Below are 20298 nucleotides of genomic sequence, written 5' to 3' on the forward strand. Positions count from 1 at the left end.
CTACCACTCAATCTCTGCAATGGGCACAGGAGATGGATTGAGCTCTTGCGAGGTTACCCGCCCACTCTTAAAGCGAATTAAGCGATCTGCCATGGGCGCTAAGGCCGAGTTATGCGTAATAATAATGACGGTTAGGCCAGAAAGGCGGCAGGTATCTTGTAAGAGCTGCAAGACTTGCTTACCTGTTTTGTAATCAAGTGCTCCCGTTGGTTCGTCGCAGAGCAAAATCTTAGGATTTTTAGCAATCGCGCGAGCGATAGACACGCGCTGCTGCTCACCACCAGAAAGATGCGCAGGAAAATTGCCCATCCGGTGCTCAAGCCCTACCTTGGCAAGGGTCTCTGCAGGATCGAGTGAATCGGGACAAATTTGGGTGGCAAGCTCCACATTTTCTAAGGCAGTCAGGTTTGGAACCAGGTTGTAAAACTGAAAAACAAAGCCCACATCTGAGCGACGATACTCGATGAGCTTATCTTCGCTAGCAGCACTTATGTCGCGCCCACCTACCATAACGTGGCCTGAGGTGGCCGAATCCATGCCGCCCAAGATATTGAGAGCCGTTGTTTTGCCCGCACCCGAGGCACCTAAGATAACCGCAAGCTCGCCCTGGTTTACTTCAAAGCTCGCACCATCGAGGGCGCGAACCTCAGCCTCACCGGATCCGTAAACCTTGCACACCTGCTCAAATTCGATATACGCCACGTGACCACCATTCCGCTGCAAGCGAAGCGCAATTGACTCGACACTCTGTCGCTTGATCTCAGGATAGCAATCGTACAGGCGTCAGAAAACCACCGCTCGACACTACGTGAACGATTGTCGCGCAGCGTCGTTGAGCGGCGGTGGTACGTGAACGGATGAAACGGATGGAGCTCATGCCAACACATGTGCTCCATGTAAGAACGTATCGTTTTAGCGACGGCGGCGGAGTACCGCGCCAGCACCAAGCAAGATCGCCGAGGAGACACCAGCTGTGAGCGCCGCTACAGCAAAAGCAGCGTCTCCCGTTTGCGGAAGATTACGGCTGGCCTTCTTATTGTTGCTGTGGCTCTGATCCGAGTTGGTCACGTGGTTCTGACCCTGGTTTTGCCCCTGGCTCTGGCCACCACGCTGTCCCTGGTTTTGCCCCTGGGTCTGGCCACCACGCTGTCCCTGGTTTTGCCCCTGGGTCTGGCCTGGCGACTTGCTATCGCCCTGGCCTGGGGTCTGCCCTGGGGTCTGTCCCTGATTTTCCTGCGTGTCTACGTGCTCTTCTTGCTCGTCTTTTGCGCCGGGATTTTTGGCACCGGGCTCCTCAGTATGCCCACCACCTGCGTCGGGCGCGTGACGATCGTCTTTACCCAATACGTACTGCACGTCCAAATCGGCATTGCGCTCGGCGGTAAAGGATATGAACTGACGACCATCTTTATCAGTAAAGAGGCGAACCTTGCCCAGGCTCGTGTCATCCGAGCCATAGAAGAAGACCTCAGGCTTATAGTCTTTAAACTGCTTAATCAGCGTGAAGTTATCCAGATAGATTCGCTGCTCTGATCCGGGAAGTACGCCGGTGATTGGCACTGTTATCTGTGAGCCAGACTCATCCTTAAAGTAGGCATTAATCAGAGCGGAGGGAGCACCTTGATCGGGATGGCGGAAGCGGATTGACATCGTATAGGTCGTCGCCTGATCCAAAGCAACCTCAGTGAGCGCCTTGTCTGCCGCCGTCAGCTCAGTCAGGGCAGCATCCAGCTCGGCCTGCTCCGGATAGGCCGTGTTGAGCAGGAGCTGGGCAGCTTGCAAAGCCTTCATAAAACGTGTGCCAGAAGCTGGCTCCCACCCGTGACCTTGAGACGGCATGCGCTCAAGAGCTGCAAAGAAAGCGTTGCGCAGGCTCTCGGTCTTGGCAGGCTCCATAGCAATAACGGAAAGCTGTGTGGTGGCACTTGCCAGATCGCGGGCGGCATTGTCAAAATCGCGCTGGGTCTTTAAAGGACCGCCCTCGTGAGGACCTAAAATGAAGGTGAGATCTTTGCTATCCATAAGCTCTTTCGCGCTCAGGTATGCACGATAAAAAGCGTTATAGCCAGCCCGCTCATAGCCCTGCTTTTGCTTGGCCAGCTGCGGGATGCGCGCGATAGCCGCATCTGCTGCGGCAAGAGAGCGAGCAAGTGCCTCGCGCTCATACGGAGCCGGCTTCAAGTCAGCAAAGGCCTCATTGAGCTTGATGCGCTCCGCAGCCAACTCATCTTGGGTGACTGCTGTTGGATTCTGCTCGGCCTTTTCAAGCAGTGCCTGAGCCTTGGTCATCGCAGCTTCAAAGGTCTGAGCAGTCTCAGGAACAATCTTCATACCTTGAGACTTTGCAGCCTCATACTGATTGCGATGCTCGGTTAACGCACCTTGCAGCGGCGAGAGATCGAGCTGAGTTAAGCCTGCGGGAAGCTTAAGATCAAACTCTTCACCCTTAAGAGCCATCCGAATGCTCTTGGTGCCCTTTTTAATGTTTACCGGCAAGCTATTTTGAAACACCGTACGATCATATTTTCCAACGGTGGAATCGGTTGGTGCCCACTCAAAGCTACCTTTCATGTACTTATTTGGTTTGTACCAATTGGCATCTGTGTCGGCAAAATCCACGTCCTGCGCGGTGTAGGGCATCTTGAGCTCGCCAAAAATGCGCAGCTCAAGCATGTGCGTATGTTCTGCTTCGGAGAGCGCGACCACATACATGGAACCATACTCGCCAATGTCGGTTTTTACGCCTGTTGCCTTAGCGTCCGCCAGGGTTACACCAGCTGCTGGGTCTGCAAATGCAGCAGGGACAGGCAGGCCACATACAATGCCGCCGGTAAAACTCAAGGCCAAAGCAGAAGCCAAGGCGGCGGTCGTCTTGCGCGATGCAATTCGCATGCGTGCACATCCTTTCGTGAGTGGAATAGGAACCTGCAAAAGGTATCCTCTGAACGATTAAGTTAGACGAGTTTAACAAAACAAACATACGAATTCTGCGTCTGAGCAAAACGAGACAAAACACGTGTACGCAGTTTATGTCCGCCCATTCGTTTACCATGACGATATAGTTTTCGTTTGAGGAGGACTTCGATGGCTAAAAGGTTGAAATGCCCCACATGCGGTAGCTTAGATATTTCCGCACTGGGCGACTCAAAGCGTTCAGTTTCTGCAGGAAAAGCAATCGTAGGAGGTCTTATCGTAGGGCCGCTAGGCTTTGTTGTAGGTGGCCTCATGGGCAAGAAAGGCAAGGTTACCCTGTACTGCCACGATTGTGGAACCACCTGGAAGAAAAAACTCTAGCAACGCGGGGTGCAGCGCGTAGAAGCAAGACTGAATCCCTATGGAGCCACCTAAATTGTTGCAGCAGCGCGGGGTGTAGCGCGAAGAGGTGGTCAGCATCCCGGTAGAGTCATCTAACATGCTGCAGCAACTCCGGTCTCGCATTTGGAGTAGTCAAAATGCTGCAGCAACGCGAGCCTCGCATTTAAAGTATCCAAATTGCCTTGGTTTTCTCCCCATAACGGACTCAAACAGAATACTCTATCTCTCGTTCGCTCCTCTCATCAGCGTAAGCACGCACGTGTACTGAGGAGGCCATGGCTATCGCACCTCCCAGCGGCCGTTACGATTAGCACCAATGCGAATAAGTTTACCGTCTCGTTTTAAGCTGGATACGATTCGCTCTGCTTGACGTGTACTAATTCCCAGCTCAGAGGCCATCTGCTTAACGGTGATGCTTGGATTCTCATGGACAAGCAGGAGTAGCCGCTCGTGCATGGCTGCTGCATCGTTCTTTATACCGACATTTATACCGTCACTTATACCGACAACACTGTCGGAAGCAAGAACATCATCAAGTGCGTGAGAAATCATGCCGAGCATAAACTCAACAAAACGTGTACTATCACCCTGCTCATCCGAGCTAGTAAGCGCATCGTAGTACTCATCCTGGCACTCATTGACCAGCGTCTCAACGGGGAGCCACGCGAAAAGTGAATTCCACCTACTCAGAATGAGTGTCTGCCACAGCCTGCCCATGCGTCCATTGCCATCCTGAAATGGATGAATAAACTCAAACTCGTAATGAAACACGCACGAGGCAACAAGCGGATGCACATCACCAGCAGCAAGCCATGCAAACAAATCAGCCATAACGCTTGGTAGATATTTTGCAGGTGTGCCGGCATGAATAAGCTTGTCACCTGCAAAAACACCCACGTTGCCACTGCGCAATTTACCTGGCTCTTGAACAAGCCCTCCCATGAGCTCCTTATGAGCACGCAAGAGATCATCTAAAGAAGTTGGATCGAAAGAATCAATCTCCTCATAAACCTTGATGGCATTTTGCACTTCAAGCAGATCTTTAGGTGGCGCAATGACGTGCTTGCCTTCGACTACCGCTGTAACCTGCTCCAGCGAGAGCATGTTCTCCTCAATAGCAAGTGATGAGTGAATGGTACGAATACGATTCTTCTTGCGCAGGCGCGGGCTGCGGTTGAGCTGACCATACGCATCTACCTGGCCAACTTTTTGAGCAATATTAGCAACAAGATCAAGAATCTGGCTGTTGAGCGTGAAGGGAGGTTGATATTGCATAAGCATTTCCCTATACAAACAATTTCTCAAGCAAAGAATGCTTGAGCTGACTGAACTATTCAATCATACACTGATGCCAAATGATGATGCGATCTAGATAAACGAACGGCACTCCCACCCTTTTGGCATTTATAGGCGCATGATCTCACGCCACAATAAAAATGTCCGTATGATCTGCACAAGGAGTAGAAAATGCCCCATTGCTGCCTGATGTGTCGAACCAAAACCAAAAATAAGAGTTGATATGATAATCACACTAGCATGGCTTGCCGTATATCTATTGATCGGAGCATCTACTATCTTGCTCGTTCGTTTTGCTGGCCCAGTCGGACTAAAAGATTACGTTTTAGAAGAATACTATGATTCAGAAACTAGCGTGTACAATGTTTATTATCGAATAGTTGCACCCGCCCTATGCTGTACAGTTCTTGTTGCTATTATTGGCTTGATTGCAGTTGCCTTTGGAATCCCAGCTCCTACCCTGCAAGTTCTTCCTGTCATTTTTTATTGGCTGATTATGTGGGGCATGAAGCTCTACAGACACAGTATGCAAGATCCACTTGCCTTTAGCTTAGAAGTAATAAGTTCGGTTGGCATAGCATGGGCATTTAGCACGTTCGTCACTCCTCGAATTCTCGCTCGGGATCTGACCTTTATTGATGAATCAAATATTGCTTTTCAAGCAGAACTAATACTTTTCTCTTTTATAGTTCAAATAATTGCTTCTTTAATGACTAGATCTCGCTACAGAACCTATCTTACTGCCATAAGCGCCGATATGAAAAACGGTGCAAAGCGCAATAGAGCTGTCGATACCAGCGAACAGAAGCTGTTTCAATACGAGCGTGAATATGGCACAGCGCTACCAGCTCGTTACAACCAAGATCCACTACTCAGATGTATCTTTTTTAGCATTATGGCAATTGAAGACTCAAATAGGCCAAAGAGCTATCGAATCGTTGAGCGAATAGCGTGCCGTTTTGGATTGGCGCATACAACAGGCATCATGCAGCAAAAAGCCGACAGACCCTTAAGTGATCGTGAGAGTGTTGAATTAGCTGCAGCTTATATTGGACGAATGTGGGACTCATTTCTCCTATCTTATTCAAAATCATCAGGAGAAAAGCGTGCTTTGGTAACTTTAACCTTTAACTCCTCTTGGTACAAATATAATTACCCCCTGCTCTCTGAAGAAGTCGAAGGGTTATTTGGCTTTCTTTACGGGGATTATTGTGGCACACGTCTGCATAATGTTAGCTGGATCTTTCATGAAGTGAGACTATTCTGGGAGCGAAATCAATATAACTTGCTTCCGCATACCATTATTGCCTCTTGGGAATCATCTCCATATGTAGCTCAATGGTTTGACGGCGCCGAAATACGTTTTACAAATCACTACACGATTTGCCGTACCAAGCCTATAAATCAGCTGAGTAGTTATCAATTTGTTTCCATTATTGGTAATAAAAACGTTGCGCACAAAGAAGAAATCACGAAAATCCATCAGAATTTAAAGGCTGCCAAGTCGTATATCGACAAAGTCACACTCTCTGAAAATGCGTACGTATCGATCGTGGCGTATTGTCCTCCGGGTTTTGATTTCAGCTTTTTAGACAGTACGTGGAAAGTCTCTTATGACCATCAGGATTAGGAGGCTTTTACCAGCACAGTACCTCCTAGCTCAAACAATTGTCTTATTTCGATTGGCAAAAACGCATTCGATGAAACTAATCTAGCTCGGTATATTTCGTTGATCTGCCCTTGGCCTTGTCTATTGGATAGTTTCTTGCATTTTTGTCCATCTTATTCGCAAGCATATGATCAATATCTATACCGAGGTGATCGGCAAGAAATATGCAGTAGATAAGAACATCTGCCAACTCTTCTTGCACTCTTTGTAGCTTCCCCTCAGCCTCACAAACCTCTCCAGACCATTGGAAAAGCTCCAATAGCTCAGCGGCTTCTATGCTGATAGATAATGCCAAGTCTTTTGAATTATGAAATTGTTGCCAGTCTCGATCCTGCGCAAAAGCAAGAATTCGCTGCTGCTCCTCTTCAAAACTCATAGGCACTCCCGCAATAGCTGTTTATGATTCCAAATCCAGTCTTTCTACAGAGCGTGCCGAGCGCTCCAATGCTGCCTGGAGCTCTCGATCAACCGCGAAAAGATAAAGACCCCAAATGCCACGACGTAAGAGAACCTTTAATTGTTGCAAGATCAGATCCTCTGCATTCTCACCTCGAGCCTGCTGGTCATTAGACGCTGCAGGATTAACAACAATCTTTCCCTCGCGATAAGTCACTGAAGGCCCAATAATGACCCCGGCATAATTCAGGTCAAAGCCTTGGATGGAGAAATACGAACCAACTTCGTTCTCAGCATCGGGATCGGACGACCAGATCCGCTTTCCCTCTTGATCTGACTCAATATAATTCCAGTTTCTTGAGAAATGAATACACTCAGACGAGTCTATTTCTACATCTAGCCGAGCATCGTCGGGCATTACCCATTCAATCTCACCCAGCTCAGACGCGCCCTGCTTCGTTGGAAGAATGCCATAGAGCTCAACTGCTGTCTTTCCCGAATTGCGCTTATACTCCCAATCATATGTAGCCAAAAGTCTACAGAGCGGAGAACGGGCTCGCGTAAGCGTGGGAGATGTCTCCGACGCCCCCGCCTTCTCCATTTCTTTACGTCGACGATCTATTGCCTGTGCAAGCAGCTCTGGCGAACTATAGACACGAAGGTCATATTTGTCTGTATCTTGAACTGCCAGCCCAGAAGCGCCAAGCCCACCACTCGGAATCAGATCCATCCCGCGCTTCTCTTTATCAACCAGGCGGTCAATCCAGCTAATCGTTTCCTCATCTGCATGAATACGGAACTGTTCGCTCAAACCAATATGATATGAGTTGAATGTCCACGAATTCGTATCTTGAGTATCCCTATGACTGCGCAGCTTTACCGCTCCTAAGTAAGAGAGGTCGCCACTCTCTAGGCGGTTAGCAGGTAAGATCGCATCGATGAAGTCTTGATCAAATTCTTGATCGCGCCTCATCACCTGAATTGGATCAAATACTGCAATAACCACTTTAGCCTGCAATAAAATATCGAGCAGCTGATTGCCGTGATGTCCACGTTTTGCGCTATATCCTCGATTGCTTTTATTCCATAGCAGGTGCGCCTCATCTACAAGCACAATATCTGGTCGAGTCCTTTCCCCCTTCTGCATAAGATTTAAGAACCTCGTCGCTTGATATACGCACGCGTCGCTGGAACTTTGAGAGCGCATTAATCCGAGCTTTCGCGCAAGATTCGAGTACATAGTGAGCTGCTGCGACTGGTTAACCACCAGATTAACTCGATTATTTGGCCTAATACCTAATGCCACGGCCTCTTCATCATCATCTCTAAGCATTTGGGAAAGACGGAGAAATAGCGTACTCAATACGATCGATTTTCCCGTTCCAGAAGCACCCTCAAGTACAAGCAATCGATGAGAAGAGTCCGCTTTCTCAAGGCGTTCACCACAAATTGGAAGTCCTGATAATAGAGCGGCAGCAGATTTACAGACAGCATCAACCGCCTTAGACTGCTCTTCGCCTAATGCATGAAACGGCGATATCTTATAAAGATCAGAATTCCAGATATCGCTTTCTGGAGGAAAAAGATCCGGATCAAAAAGCGACAGTCGCTGCCATGCACGACTACCAACCTTATCCTTCTCCTCAACCTTGTAATAGTTTCTCTGGGCATTGCCGCGCCCGTTAAGCGTGAACACGCCATCAGTAGACTGGAAATAATCTATGTACTTGTTCTCTATATCAAGGGTCATAGATTTGGTAAAGAAGTTATGCCAAATCACGTATTGCTTAACTTCTAATCCAGCAGCAACCGCTGCTTGAATAACCTTATCTGCCTGCGTTCGCTCGTCTGCCACAATGCGAAAATCCTCATATAGATCTTCATCGGAAAGCGCTTCTTTTAAACGCAGCGACTGAGCAAGATGCTGGTTAGTACGCTTAAGAATGTCATTGGTTTCACCAACATAGATCACTTTATCAACTTTATAGCGCTTATCACTCCGGTTGCACACATCGCCAATCACATCCGCTAGCCAGCCACTCATAAGCTGCTGCTGCGATAGACGAATAGAAACGATATATACAACTGGAGAGTTGGTTAGCTGATGAAACAATGTGGCCCGCGTCTTATAGTCATCAGGCCGTTTAGGAAAAACAAATACGGCTAGCCCGCCGTGCATCTGATCTGAAAGAAATGATTGCTCAACAAGCTCTCGATATGCACGATCGCTATGTAAGGCAGCAGCCGACTGTCTAACTAAAGCTCCGGTGCCATACGGGAGCTGAGCAACGAGCATCTTCTGTCTTTCAGACATGCCACACCTACAACGCTGTTCTATGTACCAATACCTTCATGATCATAATAGTTCCCCAATATGACACACGCTCTCACAGCGCTTAAGAAATAAAACGCAAGCCCTCGTTGAGTCTCAAGATGGCCTGCATATCATCTTTTTCAAAAGGCATGTCCGTCACAATTGTGTCGAGCTCATCAAACGGTAAAAATGAAGCAAACGTAATGGTGCCAAATTTGGTCATGTCTACCAGGGCAATCCGCTCGGATGCAGCCTCTGCATACGCTGTCTTTATCATGCCCTGCTCGTAGCTCTCTGAAGTAAAACCTTCCTGCAAGGTAAAGCCGTTCGCTGAGAGAAATGCCTTATCAACATGAAGGTGATCAATTTCTCGAAGCACCGGCTCACCGTAGGTATAGTGATAGCCCGCACGAACCATCCCACCAAGAAAGACAAGCTTTGCCTGGGGATTTACCTGTTCGATCACGGTAGCAATCATCAGGTCGTTGGTTACGACGGTAAGATTTTCTATGCCTGAGAGGTTGCGAGCAAGCTCTATGGTTGTGGTGCCGGTATCAATAATGATTGAATCTCCCGGCTCTACCAAGGTTGCCGCTAAAGCACCGATTGCACGCTTAGACTCAGACGTTGTAACCGCACGGCGTGCATAATCTTCAACCAGCGTTGTCTTGGTAAGCGGAAGCGCTCCTCCATGGCAGCGCCGCAGCTTACCTTCGCGTTCCAGTTCATCAAGATCGGCACGTACGGTAAAGGAGGAGATTCCAAAACGCTCGGCAAGGTCGCTCACCAGCACCTTTGACTGCATACCAAGCAGGTCTAAAATAACGGCTCGACGCTCTTCAGGAAGCGTTCTAGCCATAACCCGGCTCCCCTGCTTGTGTTTCTGGGATGCCGCTGGCTCCGCCATGCTGAATCCCTCCTTACCCGTACCTTATAGCTTCTTCGTCTCTCCGATTCTAGCAAGCGCGATAAGAATCTCTGCCTGAGAAGCTCCGCTTTGCGCGAGCACCGACGCTTCAACCGCTCCCTCTACAAAGGGACAGTCAGCCATAGCCACGCGCTTGTCTTCAAGATCTTCCAGCACCATCTTGACCGTCATCACCGCAGAGCCCATGTCCATAAGCACAACGACCCCATCGTCGCTCAAGCTCTCTTCAATTGCTGTTTCAATCAGGTCGTAACTTGTGCCAAACGAGCCATCGTCTAGGCCTCCAGCAGCTACCACTCGAGCCTCAGGAGCCATAGTTGCCACATAGGCAACAAGAGCCTCAGCTAAAGCTTTTGAATGAGAAACTAAAACAATCCCTACCATGGATGTCTTCACTCTCGTTAAGCCGAATGTGCGAGCGCTGCCATGCAGAGCGCAAATGATGCAGCGCCTGGATCTTTGTGACCAACTGAGCGCTCACCCAAATAACTTGCCCGCCCCTTGCGCGCAATAAGCGGGATGGTGGCCTCTGCTCCCCCATCTGCAGCATCTGCAGCAAGTTGCAATGCTTCTTGAGCATCAATTCCGCTGGCAAGACTTTGCTTGAGCGACTCAATTGCCGGAACCATGGCATCAATCATGGTTTTATCTCCGGGAGATCCTCCGGCAAGCTCTTCAATTCCTGCTAAACCCGCTTCGAGACCATCAGCTAAGCTCTGAATGCTCAAGGCTCCTTCACGCCGCACTGCTGCGGAAAGCTTTCTGAGCACGACACCATAGAGCGGTCCTGAAGAACCTCCGACATGTGAGATAACCGCCCGAGCTGCGCGCTTTAAAATCTCTGACGCAGAAGCGTCCTCTAAACTTGGTAGCAGGTCAACCACTGCCTTAAAACCGCGATCCATATTGATCCCGTGGTCTGAGTCACCAATAGGCATATCGAGCTTGGTGAGCTCATCTCGGTGCTCAGAAAGAATTGCTGCAATGCTGCATAGCGATCGCATGGCCAATGCTCGATCAGCATCTTCTGTAGCAGATGTCTGCTCTCCTTCTGAAAGCAGCGTATGTTGCGCCTCTGAGCTATCGATCTTCTGTGTCTCTGCACTAGGCATTTGAGCCGTGCCAGCACACGCGCACCTGTTGGATGCTTGTGTTTGAGTCTCACCGCTACCCGTTGTTCCGACACCCGCCGTAACCGCAGTACCGGCCGTAAACCAAGCAGGGGCAGCTGCCGGAGCATCAAGTAAGCCCAAGAGCTCATCGTCAAGCGCAAGCACAGAAAGGGAAAATCCGCGCATTTCAAGCGAGGTCATATAAGGACCCATAAAGGTGCGGCGTACTCGAATTCCGCGCTTGGCGAGCACATCATGAGCGTGGTTAGAAACAATTGCGAGCTCGTACGGAGGCGTTCCGCCAGCACCGTTTACCAGCAGAGCAACCTCGTGCACTTCAGAATCCCTGTCTGAGAGAATCGTATCCAAAAGCTCATCGACCATCTTATTTGCCGGGCGCATCTGAGCACGACGAACTCCTGGCTCACCATGGATACCAACGCCCATCTCCATCTCACCTTGAGCAAGCGTGAAGCCAGCCTCTCCCGCTGCCGGAACAACACAGGGCTCGATCGCCACGCCCATGGTTCTTACTCGCGAGATTACCTTTTTCGCAATGCGCTCCACCTCTGCCAAATCAGCGCCTGCCTCTGCAGCAGCGCCCGCACATTTGTGCACAAAAATGGTTCCTGCAACGCCTCGCCGACCAACCGTGAAGGTAGAATCCCGCACGGCTACGTCGTCATCCACAACAACCGTTGCGATATCAATTCCCTCGTCTTTTAAGGCATCAGCCGCCATCTTAAAGTTCAAGACATCGCCCGTATAGTTTTTCACGATCAATAACACGCCCGTGGAAGCTTTTGCCACCGCGCGAATACCTGCCTCTATTCGATCCTCGGCAGGTGAAGTAAAAACCGCACCGCCAACAGCCGCATCTAACATGCCAGTGCCCACAAAGCCCAGATGCGCAGGCTCATGACCCATGCCTCCACCAGATACGAGCACCACTTTGCCAGTCGCCGGTTGAGCTCTCACCACAATGTCATCAGCAGCTTTTTGAATCAGCTCGGGATACGACTTTACATAGCCATCTACAACATCGCGCTCCACATGAGACGGATCGTTTATGAACTTCTTCATGCGGCTCCTCCTTTTCACTGCCACCACATATGCGGATAGCCTCGTTCTGGTACTCATCCTACCCCTCCGAGGCCATCCGCAGGCCACAAGCGGCCTACCTTACATATGTGAGCGCGTGCTTAGTCTTGATACACAATGGCGTTTTTAATCACAGCCCCTGACGCATGCTCCAAAATAGCCTGCTCTGTCTCGTCAATCGAGTACTCATGTTGAACAAAGATCTCCTCTGGGAACTGACCCATTTTGATCATCTCAAATGTACTATGAACATACATAGGGGTTGTATGGAACACACCTTTAACCGTGAGCTGGCTATAATGCATGAGATTTGTATCCAGCTGAACCTCAGCGCCCTTCTTCAGGCCGCCAAATAGCAACACAAAGCCACCCGGACGAACCATGTGCATGGAGCTCTCCCAAACCGATGGCACACCTGTCGCCTCTATTGCAACATCCACTCCGCGCTTGTCTTCTGTTAGATCCTTCACTGCCTGCGCTTGATCCTCTACTTCATCAGCCTTAACTGCATCAACAGCACCAAGCTTCATTGCAGTATCAAGACGAGCTTGTGATACATCGCATGCAATGACATGCGCCCCGCGCAACACGCACATACGAACAAAGCCAAGTCCAATAGGGCCGCATCCATTAACGACGACATAATCGCCAATCTCAATGGGACAATTTGCGGTTCCGTAAACTGAACATGCCATGGGTTCTAGCAAAGCAGCCTGCTTATAGCTCATTGAATCCGGCAGGTGAAACATGTTCATCTTTACAATTGGCGCAGGAATGAGTTGATATTCTGAATAAGCTCCATGTTCAAACTGATTCTGAATTAAATCGACGCACATGGACTCTTCGCCACGCTTGCAATAGTAGCAGTGACCACAAGGTGCTGAATTGTGTGCCACTACACGATCCCCCACCTTAAAGTCTTCAACACCCTCGCCCACTGCAGCAACCACGCCCGCAGCCTCATGTCCAAATCCAAAAGGCGGTTCATAGCGATATCCGCGCTTATACGTTTTTACATCTGTTCCGCACGTCAACGTTACCTTGTTTTTTACTACAACATCACCAGGACCGGGAACCGGTATAGGAACCTCTTCCACCCTAATATCGCCAGGCGCATAAAACCGAACTGCCTTCATGGTGCTCATCTTAAAATCCTTTCATTTTTGCGTACTGCGCATGAGCTGTTGCTCACTATTGAGTCGACCTGCTATTTCCCATGAACACGTCCTCTGTCAATCCCAGCTCTCGATAGACCCGAGGAAGTGGAATCTTTGCAGACGTACGTTTGAGCACAAAAATCAAGCCTGCTGTGAGCAGCGTCGGAATCCACTGTCCCAATACGACCGCCATTACTAGCATGAGCGCAGCTACAAGCACACCTACATGCCAACATACAACTCTCAATCCTTCAGCTTTCATACTCATGAGGCACTCTTTGCATTCAGCTGAGTTTGATCGAGATCACTATTTTCTTTAATCCATCCCATGCGAACTGCTGCAGCATGCTCTTCGCGACGTTGAGCTGGGAAGTAGTAAAAGATCGCAAGCGCCACAATTCCGATGCATGCAGCAATTGCCACTGGATTAATTCGCATTGCCTCAACAACAGCCCAGCGAATTTCTGCAATATCCATTCCCCACCATGCCAGCATCTGCCCATCAGGCACGGCACCACCGGTTTGAACAGCAAGATCATTCAACATTGGAGCAAAGTCCGTAGCAGACCAGCAAAGGATCGGCACCATAATGTAGCTGATAATGAGCATTTTGCGCATATCACCCTTGCAGCCTACAAATGCTGCTGCACATACACATACATTCATGAGATTGCCAAAGGGAAGCACGAAGTTACCAGGTAAAACAATGGATACTAGCAAAGCAACGGGAATGGTAAGGATGATTGAAACCCAAATCTCCGGATTACCCGCAAGAATAGGCCAATCAAGACCAATAACCATTTCGCGTCCGGGGAATCGCTTCTTAATAAAAGAGTTTGCCGCATCAGAAATTGGCGTCAGAGCAGTCATGAACAGCTTAGAAACCATTGGGAACAGCGTGAGTGCACATCCCGCTTGCACACCCGTCATAAGTGCACCCATACCCTGGCCGCCCATCAAGCCAATAATGAAGCCGATAATGAAACCGAGGATATGGTTTTCGCCAAAGATGCCAATTTTCTTTTTTAGAGCAGCAGCATCAATTTTGCCTGATTCTGGGAGAATCTTATCAAGGAGCTGGGCAATTGGATAAAAGATGATGTTTGAAAGAAACATCGGATGAGGCATGCCAATACCCGGGACACCCGTAAGTTCAGTAATCTGATTCTTAATGTGGTCAGAGTTTTTGAGCTCAGCAATGATTTGCACAACGGCTACCGCAAATCCAATAATGGCATTCCCAGTAACGGTGCTTACCAAAAACGCTGTAAAGATCTGATTTCCAACATTCCACATATCTACATTCAGCGTCTTTGTCCAACCAAGCAAAAGCATGATTACGTTGATGCCGATCTGCACCGGGAACATTAAGAATGCGTACTTCCAAGACCAGCACAGACCAAGACTCGGTGCCCAGCCCATATCAAGGGCAGTGAAGCTGCAGGCCGGTATTTTCAACAAAGGCTTGAGCAGCAACACCAACCGTACTACTCATAAAGCCAATAACCATATTGATGCCAACAAGCGCCACGCCAAGCATCAGGCCTGATGAGGCAGACTTACCCGGCTTGAGACCAACGATTACGCCAATAATGAAGAGCACGATTGGCAAAAATACGCCAGCACCCATATCAATTAAACCTTGGAAAAATGCTGCAAGAGCTTCCATCTATACCCCCTCCCATCCCCACAAGGGTTTCGAGCTATAAATTAAGCAGGCGAACAATTTCATCTATCGCTTCATCGACACCCACCCCAATGAGAAATGGCATGCCAGAAACAACCGGTATTGAATACTCTTCCGCTGAGCCAGGCGTGGGTGTGATCGATACATACAGATCTGCGTTGTTGATATAGGTATCCAGAGATTTAATATCGATTGCCTCTACTTTCGCCTGAGATGCCAAGCCACGATCCTCAAGCCGATCATTGATCTTCGTTGCTACCGTTGCCGATGTTGCAATGCCCCCTCCGCACGCCACGATGATCGTTTTCATATAACCTCACCTTTCCGACCGCGCAGGCCTTGTTTTATGCGCCAGCAACTCTTGCTGGCGACTAGAATCGCACCATCACGTAAGTCGATCTGTAAGTTCACGCATGAGCTCATCCGGTTCTGTAAGCGTTCCGAGCACACGGAGCGCTTCTGGATCAGAGAGCAGTGAAATAAGTTTTTGCAAAACAGCGAGATGCTGCTTATCACCTTTTGCAACAAGCATAAAAACAAGCTCAACAGGCACATCAGCCACGCCAGCTCCCATTTCTTTGAATAGAACTGGTTGTGCCAAGCGCGCCGTAACAATTGCAGGCTTGTTCACATGCTCCTGAGTCATCGCATGTGGAACTGCTACCTTCAGCCCCACCGTAGGTAAGCCTGTCGGAAATTGACGCTCCCGCTCAATGACGTCTTCTGCATAACCCGGCTCAACAAAACCTGCCTGCTCAGCTCGGTTTGCTAAAACACGTATGAGTTCTTCCTTTGAATCTACGACCACGTCAAAAAGCATGAGCTCTGTGTGCAGCAGATCCTCTATGGCGACCTCCTCTTGCGCGACCTCTCCTCGCTCGATTGGTTTTTCCAGAACCTCATCTTGCACGTCCATTTTTCCTGCAATCTCTTCTTCAGTCATCCTGTCTGCCTCTCACATATGCGGTCGATAGTTCAAAAGCAAATCCCACGTGCACTACCATTTCCTACGGATTTGAGGAACGCTGTAGCTCTTAAGACCGCAAAGATGAAAAGGATTACGAGATATCAGCATCAAGCCCAAAATGCGCTGCAAGCTCCGCAATCTGCTCACTCGTAATTGCTTGCTTTGGCTTTCCTCCTACTGATACATACACACGGGCATTCTTCTCAATTGTCTCTATTAGGCCAATGACCTCATCAAACGATGAACCAGCAGCAAAAATACCGTGATACGGCCAAACTACAACTCGATAACGGCTCATCTTTTTTGCAGTTGCAGGGCCAATTGGACCTTCTCCGCACACCATCCATGGCATCACTCCAATGCCATCTGGAAAAACCAGTACGCACTCAGAATTAAGTGACCAGAGTGTTTTGGTAAATGCATGCTCATCCAAGTCAGCAATAGTTGACATTGCATTGAGGTACGTTGGATGGCAATGCATGACAATACGGTTTTGACTATTCGTGGCAAGGCGAGATGCATGGCAAAGCAAGTGGGCGGGCAGCTCACTCGTAGGGCGACCGGTGCCATTTTCAAAGCCCCACAATATCTCATACGCGCCATCTTGAACGCGGATGATTCCCATATCTTGCTCAACGCGTTCAGGAAGCGTACGGAACTGCCCTCCTGATCGTGTAAGTAGAAATGCTCTACCCTCGAGTCCACAGGTATCAAAGGTTGCCGGAACATGCACTGGATCAGCGCGAAAGAAGCCTGATAACTGGTTCATCTCTTCTGCGGAGAGGAGGTAGCTTAGATTCCCTGCATGAAACTCTCCCCATCCTGCTTGCCAAAAATAGTGACAAGAAAAAACTGCTTTCTTTAATAACTTACTCTCTTCAATTTTTCGATCGATTTGCTCACTCGCACTCATACGTTCCCCCACAACCTCACCTGTTTTCTGTCCATACAGGCTCCTCATGCACCAAGCCATGTAGGGCGCTCCCCTTCTCCTTCATATGGTGCAAAATCACCCAATCTTACTTACTTGAAGTATCTACTTTTATCTTCTTTAATCTATCTTTATCTAGTTTTTAACTGATAAATGAAAGTAAAGCTAGATTAAACTAGATTGAACCAAGCGAGTGGTAGGTTTTACGAGATGAACGGTTGTCGACTTATACAGCTTGATGGGACTCTGAGTTGTATCGTGATTCAAGCAAATGAGATGCCCTCTGCAACCCATAGTGTTCGGCAAGAGCTTATGCGGCTGTGCACGATTGAGAATCTCAGCTATACAACTATACGAAATTGGTATTTGCAGCCTCACAAACGTAAAGCGGATTTCAGGAACGATTGTATTCGGTTTTATTCCCAACTACATTAATAGGGGGTTTGTTTTAGTACATTTTTGCGCTTGTAGACACGCTTTTGACGCCAACCCCGGGCAAAAATGCGTTTTATGACGCATCAATGTACGCTTGCCAGGGCATACGGCGCGATAACACGCCATCTCAATCATGGATTGAATCGATACTGTGCTCGCATTCGCCATCGCATTCGTGGTCGTAGCCGCATTCGTCATCGCATTCGTGGTCGTGGCAGTGCTCATCCCCGCACTCGTGGCTATGCTCTCCCCCGCACTCATCCCCACACTCGTGGCCGTGACTACCGCTCTTTTGAATATCGCTTTCCTCATTCAAGGCAGCACGAACATTCCCAGCAGCAATTGCTTCACGAATCAGGGGTAAAAACGCCTCACGCAGCCATGGGCGATGAATAGAAGGGCCAATAAATACCCCTAAGCCCTGAGGCTCCTCATCCGGCTCGGCACACTCAGCAGGATCCGCACCCGTAATAGACCACATGCGATCTACCATGTCGAACCGCAACCACTGCGCGCCACAGCGAAGATGCCCCTTCGCACGCACAATCTCGCCAAACACGCCAGCAGCCAGAGCGTCTAACAACCAAATTAGATGAGTTTCTGTTGGCAGCTCAATTCCTGCAAGCGACAGGCTTTCAAACTCATCATCAGCTGCTGACGATGCCCCAGGAAGAGCAGGCGTAGATCCATCTAAAGCATGCTCAAGCAGCTCAGAAAACCATGCATCGGGAAGCTCTGACCACGGGCGTGCCTCAATCTGAGCTTTCGGATGAACATCTTGTATCCACGCAACAAGCTCTTCAAGCTCGCCAACTCCAGCAAGCTGCGATTTTGAAACCACTACCACCGATGCTGTTTTTACCTGATCAAGATAGATATCGGCAAAGCGTTCGCGCTGACGGACCCAGGCAGTAGCATCCACAATCGCTAAGGGTTCTAAAAGAGAAATCCGCTCATAGCTAACCTGGCGCACATTCTCAAGCACGCTTGAAAGCCGAGCGACACCCGTTGGCTCTACCACCAAATACGCTGGATCGAGTGTATTAGAAATAGTCAGTACTGAGGTGGCGAAATCCTGCTTGCCTGTGCAACAAATACAGTTCTCGGCGCTCTCCCAAACCGAAAGCTCTTCGGTTTGAGCAAGCACCTGCGCATCAATGTCTGCCTGGCCATATTCGTTTTCATAGACCACGAAATCCTGGCCACTTCTGCGCGCGAGCTCTTGAATGAACGTTGTCTTCCCTGCGCCCAAAAAGCCCGACACCACTAAGATGCGCATATATCTCCTCTACAACAAACTGCGGGCGGAGCAAAACCCCGCCCGCAGCGTAGCATGCCTCACGGCTTTACCAAGCCAAGCTTACGAGCCAGCAAACACGCTCGTTACGCGACCGTCCTACTCGTCAATCACAACAACTGGCTTGATCAGCTCAGCCGGCTTATCGCGCATCAAGAAGAGTGCCTCCTCCAAGTGCTCCCAACCATGGAAGACATGGGTAGAAAGCGGAGAGACGTCCAAACGCCCAGAAGCTACCAGGGCACCGAGCTTCTCCATGCGCAGACGACCGCCCGGCATCAGGCCACCGCGAATGTCTTTGTGACCCATGCCAACGCCCCACTCAACGCGTGGAATCGTAATGAACTCACCATCGCCCAGATAGTTGACGTTTCCGATCTTTCCGCCGGGCTTGAGTGCCTTTACGGCCTCCTCAAAGGTCTCACAGCCGCCACCGGCAACAATTACGCGATCCACGCCCTTGCCATCGGTCATTGCAAGCACTTGCTCAGCAATGGAGCCATCTTTATAAGAAATGAACTCAGTTGCACCATAGCCGCGCGCAGCCTCAACGCACTTCGGACGAGTGCCCACCGCGATGATGCGCGAGGCACCGCGCAAGGACGCACCAGCCACGCTCATAAGGCCAACCGGACCGATACCAATGACCAGCACCGTGTCGCCAAACTGTACATCTGCGAGTTCAACACCATGAAAGCCCGTGGGAACCATGTCTGAAAGCATGCACGCATCTACCGGATTGATACTATCGGGCATATGAGCAAGGTTTCCATCGGCATCATTGACGTGGAAGAACTCTGAGAATACGCCGTCTTTAAAGTTGGAGAACTTCCAGCCAGCAAGCATACCGCCAGAGTGCATGGAGTAGCCAGCCTGCGCCTCAAGCGAGTTCCAGTCAGGAGTAATGGCAGGTACGAGCACACGATCGCCCGGCTTGAAGTCGCGAACAAGCTCGCCCACCTCAACAACAACACCGCAGCCCTCATGGCCAAGAATCATATTGTGGCGCTCGCCAATTGCACCCTCCCAGAGAGTGTGGACGTCAGAAGTGCAAATTGCTACGGCAAGCGGGCGCACAATGGCATCTGCCGGACCGCAGGTGGGGGTATCCTTCTCAATCCATCCGGATTCCCCAATTTTGAGCATTGCGTAACCCTTCATAAGCTCTTCTCTTCTCCCCGTGGTGATCCGCACACCTCGGCTCGGTGGTGCCTCAGCACCCTTATGGATAGACCTCGTTGCGAGGGCTTTCCCCATTTTGTCCAAGCATTACAGGAACAAGCAGATTTCTCGTTGCCGACCGGCGAACGGTTGGTATCTGTCAGGGACAGGCACAATCTGTGATGCTGGGGTGGTGGCGATGTAAGGCTGGGGTAAAGACGAATGCTGCTGGTGATTGCTGGCACAAGCCATGTCCGCGTGGTCTGATGCGTTAGAGCTGGTATTGAACAGGAAGGGGCGCGCTATGTTTGCAGAGATCGTTACGGGTATCACTGGCTTTGCTGGCCTCATGGCTGCCAACCTTGTTGGTATCTTTTTTTACAACAAGTAGCCCAAGCGCTCACGGATCATCGCGTTCCTGTTTGGACTCAGCTGCCAATCATCGATTTTGCTTGCGTGAGCAGCGCTCAGTTAAGCCTTGACCGAAGATCCATGCCTGAGCGCTACCCATGTTTTGTCACGCCATTTGGTT

Annotated in this window: 20 protein-coding genes; 3 read left to right on the forward strand and 17 right to left on the reverse strand. The window is 49.7% G+C overall.

What is annotated here, in order from left to right; genetic code table 11:
- Together K6V98_RS07685 and K6V98_RS07690 are read right to left on the reverse strand one after the other, a co-directional pair.
- Entirely contained in the window at positions 1 to 702 is a 702-nt protein-coding gene (locus K6V98_RS07685) for an ABC transporter ATP-binding protein (RefSeq protein WP_222199940.1), read from the reverse strand.
- Positions 703 to 912: 210 nt separating this feature from the next.
- Entirely contained in the window at positions 913 to 2892 is a 1980-nt protein-coding gene (locus K6V98_RS07690) for an LPXTG cell wall anchor domain-containing protein (RefSeq protein ID WP_222199941.1), read from the reverse strand.
- 192 nt (positions 2893 to 3084) lie between these two features.
- Between K6V98_RS07690 and K6V98_RS07695 the strand changes: the two genes are divergently transcribed.
- Positions 3085 to 3294 carry a hypothetical protein gene (locus tag K6V98_RS07695; RefSeq protein WP_222199942.1) on the forward strand — a complete coding sequence of 70 codons (210 nt, stop codon included), beginning with the start codon at positions 3085 to 3087 and terminating at the stop codon, positions 3292 to 3294.
- Positions 3295 to 3594: 300 nt separating this feature from the next.
- Here K6V98_RS07695 and K6V98_RS07700 read toward each other — a convergent pair whose 3' ends face one another.
- Positions 3595 to 4590 (reverse strand): Fic family protein, encoded by a 996-nt coding sequence (locus K6V98_RS07700; protein ID WP_222199943.1) that lies wholly within the window; start codon positions 4588 to 4590, stop codon positions 3595 to 3597.
- Between the two features lie 244 nt (positions 4591 to 4834).
- Here K6V98_RS07700 and K6V98_RS07705 point away from each other — a divergent pair, with 244 nt between their 5' ends.
- Positions 4835 to 6241: a hypothetical protein gene (locus K6V98_RS07705; protein ID WP_222199944.1), complete on the forward strand. Its 1407-nt coding sequence runs from the start codon at positions 4835 to 4837 to the stop codon at positions 6239 to 6241.
- A 76-nt stretch (positions 6242 to 6317) separates the two neighbouring features.
- Here the strand turns inward: K6V98_RS07705 and K6V98_RS07710 are convergent, their stop codons facing one another.
- The 14 genes from K6V98_RS07710 to K6V98_RS07775 form a co-directional block, all read right to left on the reverse strand.
- Complete coding sequence (locus K6V98_RS07710) at positions 6318 to 6656, reverse strand: nucleotide pyrophosphohydrolase (protein WP_222199945.1); 339 nt, start codon at positions 6654 to 6656, stop codon at positions 6318 to 6320.
- Between the two features lie 21 nt (positions 6657 to 6677).
- On the reverse strand, positions 6678 to 8990 hold the full coding sequence (locus K6V98_RS07715) for a DNA/RNA helicase domain-containing protein (protein ID WP_222199946.1): 2313 nt from the start codon (positions 8988 to 8990) through the stop codon (positions 6678 to 6680).
- A gap of 82 nt (positions 8991 to 9072) precedes the next feature.
- The gene (locus K6V98_RS07720; RefSeq protein ID WP_222199947.1) at positions 9073 to 9897 is read right to left on the reverse strand and encodes a DeoR/GlpR family DNA-binding transcription regulator; all 825 of its coding nucleotides are present in this window, start codon (positions 9895 to 9897) and stop codon (positions 9073 to 9075) included.
- A 24-nt stretch (positions 9898 to 9921) separates the two neighbouring features.
- Complete coding sequence (dhaM, locus tag K6V98_RS07725; RefSeq protein WP_222199948.1) at positions 9922 to 10302, reverse strand: dihydroxyacetone kinase phosphoryl donor subunit DhaM; 381 nt, start codon at positions 10300 to 10302, stop codon at positions 9922 to 9924.
- Between the two features lie 17 nt (positions 10303 to 10319).
- Positions 10320 to 12113 (reverse strand): dihydroxyacetone kinase subunit DhaK, encoded by a 1794-nt coding sequence (dhaK, locus tag K6V98_RS07730; RefSeq protein ID WP_222199949.1) that lies wholly within the window; start codon positions 12111 to 12113, stop codon positions 10320 to 10322.
- A 119-nt stretch (positions 12114 to 12232) separates the two neighbouring features.
- Positions 12233 to 13276: an alcohol dehydrogenase catalytic domain-containing protein gene (locus K6V98_RS07735; RefSeq protein ID WP_306792838.1), complete on the reverse strand. Its 1044-nt coding sequence runs from the start codon at positions 13274 to 13276 to the stop codon at positions 12233 to 12235.
- 46 nt (positions 13277 to 13322) lie between these two features.
- Complete coding sequence (locus K6V98_RS07740) at positions 13323 to 13556, reverse strand: hypothetical protein (protein WP_222199950.1); 234 nt, start codon at positions 13554 to 13556, stop codon at positions 13323 to 13325.
- A complete protein-coding gene (locus K6V98_RS07745) occupies positions 13553 to 14710 on the reverse strand; it encodes a PTS transporter subunit IIC (RefSeq protein ID WP_306792839.1) in 1158 nt (385 codons plus the stop codon). The genes K6V98_RS07740 and K6V98_RS07745 overlap by 4 nt, the downstream gene beginning before the upstream one ends.
- Position 14711: 1 nt before the next feature.
- Complete coding sequence (locus K6V98_RS07750; RefSeq protein ID WP_222199952.1) at positions 14712 to 14957, reverse strand: PTS transporter subunit IIC; 246 nt, start codon at positions 14955 to 14957, stop codon at positions 14712 to 14714.
- A 34-nt stretch (positions 14958 to 14991) separates the two neighbouring features.
- The gene (locus K6V98_RS07755; protein WP_222199953.1) at positions 14992 to 15285 is read right to left on the reverse strand and encodes a PTS sugar transporter subunit IIB; all 294 of its coding nucleotides are present in this window, start codon (positions 15283 to 15285) and stop codon (positions 14992 to 14994) included.
- Positions 15286 to 15360: 75 nt separating this feature from the next.
- On the reverse strand, positions 15361 to 15918 hold the full coding sequence (locus tag K6V98_RS07760) for a PTS sugar transporter subunit IIA (RefSeq protein WP_222199954.1): 558 nt from the start codon (positions 15916 to 15918) through the stop codon (positions 15361 to 15363).
- A gap of 115 nt (positions 15919 to 16033) precedes the next feature.
- Positions 16034 to 16915, reverse strand: a complete 882-nt coding sequence (gene rhaD, locus K6V98_RS07765; protein WP_222199955.1) for a rhamnulose-1-phosphate aldolase — start codon at positions 16913 to 16915, stop codon at positions 16034 to 16036.
- A gap of 520 nt (positions 16916 to 17435) precedes the next feature.
- Positions 17436 to 18587: a CobW family GTP-binding protein gene (locus K6V98_RS07770; RefSeq protein WP_222199956.1), complete on the reverse strand. Its 1152-nt coding sequence runs from the start codon at positions 18585 to 18587 to the stop codon at positions 17436 to 17438.
- Between the two features lie 117 nt (positions 18588 to 18704).
- Positions 18705 to 19766: an NAD(P)-dependent alcohol dehydrogenase gene (locus K6V98_RS07775; RefSeq protein ID WP_222199957.1), complete on the reverse strand. Its 1062-nt coding sequence runs from the start codon at positions 19764 to 19766 to the stop codon at positions 18705 to 18707.
- A 250-nt stretch (positions 19767 to 20016) separates the two neighbouring features.
- On the opposite strand from K6V98_RS07775, the gene K6V98_RS07780 reads away from it, so the two are divergent.
- A complete protein-coding gene (locus K6V98_RS07780; RefSeq protein ID WP_222199958.1) occupies positions 20017 to 20157 on the forward strand; it encodes a hypothetical protein in 141 nt (46 codons plus the stop codon).
- Positions 20158 to 20298 lie beyond the last annotated feature (141 nt).

It is taken from the genome of Collinsella ureilytica, assembly GCF_019795105.1.
Lineage (GTDB): Bacteria > Actinomycetota > Coriobacteriia > Coriobacteriales > Coriobacteriaceae > Collinsella > Collinsella ureilytica.

Coding starts and splice junctions, on each gene's coding strand:
- dhaM (WP_222199948.1), bottom strand. CDS start 10,302: ATGGTAGGGATTGTTTTAGTTTCTCATTCAAAAGCTTTAGCTGAGGCT.
- K6V98_RS07740 (WP_222199950.1), bottom strand. CDS start 13,556: ATGAGTATGAAAGCTGAAGGATTGAGAGTTGTATGTTGGCATGTAGGT.
- rhaD (WP_222199955.1), bottom strand. CDS start 16,915: ATGGCTTGGTGCATGAGGAGCCTGTATGGACAGAAAACAGGTGAGGTT.
- K6V98_RS07775 (WP_222199957.1), bottom strand. CDS start 19,766: ATGAAGGGTTACGCAATGCTCAAAATTGGGGAATCCGGATGGATTGAG.
- K6V98_RS07745 (WP_306792839.1), bottom strand. CDS start 14,710: ATGGGCTGGGCACCGAGTCTTGGTCTGTGCTGGTCTTGGAAGTACGCA.
- K6V98_RS07750 (WP_222199952.1), bottom strand. CDS start 14,957: ATGGAAGCTCTTGCAGCATTTTTCCAAGGTTTAATTGATATGGGTGCT.
- K6V98_RS07695 (WP_222199942.1), top strand. CDS start 3,085: ATGGCTAAAAGGTTGAAATGCCCCACATGCGGTAGCTTAGATATTTCC.
- dhaK (WP_222199949.1), bottom strand. CDS start 12,113: ATGAAGAAGTTCATAAACGATCCGTCTCATGTGGAGCGCGATGTTGTA.
- K6V98_RS07755 (WP_222199953.1), bottom strand. CDS start 15,285: ATGAAAACGATCATCGTGGCGTGCGGAGGGGGCATTGCAACATCGGCA.
- K6V98_RS07735 (WP_306792838.1), bottom strand. CDS start 13,276: ATGAGCACCATGAAGGCAGTTCGGTTTTATGCGCCTGGCGATATTAGG.
- K6V98_RS07770 (WP_222199956.1), bottom strand. CDS start 18,587: ATGCGCATCTTAGTGGTGTCGGGCTTTTTGGGCGCAGGGAAGACAACG.
- K6V98_RS07760 (WP_222199954.1), bottom strand. CDS start 15,918: ATGACTGAAGAAGAGATTGCAGGAAAAATGGACGTGCAAGATGAGGTT.
- K6V98_RS07690 (WP_222199941.1), bottom strand. CDS start 2,892: ATGCGAATTGCATCGCGCAAGACGACCGCCGCCTTGGCTTCTGCTTTG.
- K6V98_RS07715 (WP_222199946.1), bottom strand. CDS start 8,990: ATGTCTGAAAGACAGAAGATGCTCGTTGCTCAGCTCCCGTATGGCACC.
- K6V98_RS07700 (WP_222199943.1), bottom strand. CDS start 4,590: ATGCAATATCAACCTCCCTTCACGCTCAACAGCCAGATTCTTGATCTT.
- K6V98_RS07710 (WP_222199945.1), bottom strand. CDS start 6,656: ATGAGTTTTGAAGAGGAGCAGCAGCGAATTCTTGCTTTTGCGCAGGAT.
- K6V98_RS07720 (WP_222199947.1), bottom strand. CDS start 9,897: ATGGCGGAGCCAGCGGCATCCCAGAAACACAAGCAGGGGAGCCGGGTT.
- K6V98_RS07705 (WP_222199944.1), top strand. CDS start 4,835: ATGATAATCACACTAGCATGGCTTGCCGTATATCTATTGATCGGAGCA.
- K6V98_RS07780 (WP_222199958.1), top strand. CDS start 20,017: ATGTCCGCGTGGTCTGATGCGTTAGAGCTGGTATTGAACAGGAAGGGG.